Annotated in this window: 1 protein-coding gene; it reads right to left on the bottom strand. The window is 41.5% G+C overall.

What is annotated here, in order from left to right; genetic code table 11:
* Nucleotides 1–332: 332 nt before the first annotated feature.
* On the bottom strand, nucleotides 333–2,007 hold a 1,675-nt coding region (locus WBM98_RS14405), incomplete at its 5' end, for a hybrid sensor histidine kinase/response regulator transcription factor (RefSeq protein WP_424366722.1).

Raw genomic sequence — 2,007 nt, 5'->3', positions numbered from 1 at the left:
GGGATTAATTTGTGCAATGCATTACTTACAATGCTTTTACCGTTTTGTTTTGTCAAATCCATAGTTCTATAGTTTAAATGAATAATTGATTTAGGGGGGAACTATAAACTTACAAGTCAAAACTATCCCAATTATGTTCAGATAGCTAACAGCTGAGTACCAGATAGTAACAGCATAGTGCCACCATCAAAAATGGAAGGTGGGTTGAAAAGTCTGTATCGATTACCAGATGCCGATTATAGATTGTAAATAGGGGATTATGGATGGTGGGCTGCCTGTTCTAAAAAAACAAATTTCACAAACCGTATACCGGAAATTTAGGGATATGGGGTTTAATACGCCGAAGGTGCCACCCCATATAGTTCTTTAAAGCACTTGGCGAAATAGGAAAGGTTGTTAAAACCGACTTTGTAGGCAATTTGCGTCACACTATCCGCTTTTTGTGAAAGCAATTGTGCCGCCCTTTTTAACCGGAAGTTTCGTAAAAGCTCTCCCGGTGCTTCATTCGTCAATGCCTTTAATTTTCGATGCAATTGGGTCTTGCTCATGGCCAGGGCATCCTGCATTTGGGGTACCCCAAAATCGGCATTGGAGAAATTGGTTTCGAGAAGTTCCAGAACCTGTTCCAAGAATTTTTGATCGATAGAGGTGACGGTAACCTTTTTAGGATCAATTTTTATTTCTTTGGTACTAAACAGCTCCCTGAGCTTTTGTCGTTGCTGGATCAGGTTTTTGATACGTACCAGAAGTTCTTTGCCATCAAAGGGCTTGGTAAGGTAATCGTCAGCCCCGGTTTCCAAGCCTTCGATTTTATTGTCCATTCCCGCCTTGGCGGTCAACATGATTACAGGAATATGACTGGTATGCACATCGGTCTTTAGTTTTTTGCAGAGCTCTATCCCGTCCATTTTGGGCATCATCAAATCGGTGATGACCAGATCCGGGGAATCGGCTATCGCTCTTTGTATGCCTGCTTCGCCGTTGACTGCTTCTTTCACTTTATAGAATTTTACAAGCTGTTCCCTAATAAAATGCCGCATGTCATTATTATCCTCTACTAATAGAATGGTAGGCAAATTTCGTTTGTCGGTACCGGATAAAGCAAAGGTTTTTTTAATCTTCGATTTATCTGTTTGAAGAACTTCTTCCACAATCCTCTTTTGGCGTGTCTTGATTTCTTGAATGGGCAATTGTAGGTTAAAGAAGGTGCCTTTGCCCACCTCGCTTGAAACCGTAATGGTACCGTCCATTAATTCTACCAAATCTTTTGAAAGTGAAAGTCCGATACCAGAACCCTCTTTGCCGCGGGTGTCGCTGCTATCGGCCTGATAAAAGCGATCAAAAATATAAGGAAGTTTCTCGGCAGCGATACCTGTGCCCGCATCGGAAACCTGAATTTGGAGACCAAATTCAGAATAATCAGCAACAAAGGAGATTTTTGAACCATCTCCACTGAATTTAAAGGCATTACCTAGTAAGTTATAGACAATATTTTCCAGTTTATCCCGGTCAAATGAAGTCCAAAGTAGGGTATGTGGAATCTCAACCCTATAATCCATATTGCGTTGTGCAGCGTGCGAATTAAAAGAGGATGCCGCTGCCCGAAGACATTTAAATACATCGCCCTCGGTGGGCGCCAATTTTAAGCTTCCCTCGTCGATTTTTGAAAGATCAAGTAACTGATTCACCATATTGAGCAAACGATTTGCATTACTGCGAATCATTTTAACCGTTTCCATGTTCAATTTTTCGCTAAAGTTCTGTTCCAACTGTTCTATGGGGCCTTTGATCAACGTAAGCGGCGTTCGGAATTCATGGGAGATATTGGCAAAAAAGCGGGATTTCGCCCTGTCTAATTCCTGTAATTTTTCCGCCTGTATTTTTAATTGGTTGGCCTGGTGCTGTACTTCGGATGTTCGAACCGCGATTAGTTTTTCCAATGCTTCGTTCTGTGCCTTTAATTGGCGTGAACGAAGTTTTAAAATGCCCCAAAGAAATCCAGAAAAA

The sequence above is a fragment of the Maribacter sp. genome (assembly GCF_049667165.1).
In the GTDB taxonomy this organism is placed as follows: Bacteria; Bacteroidota; Bacteroidia; order Flavobacteriales; family Flavobacteriaceae; genus Maribacter_A.
Note: the sequence above shows the minus strand (reverse complement) of the source record. Positions and strands in the feature narration are given on the sequence as shown.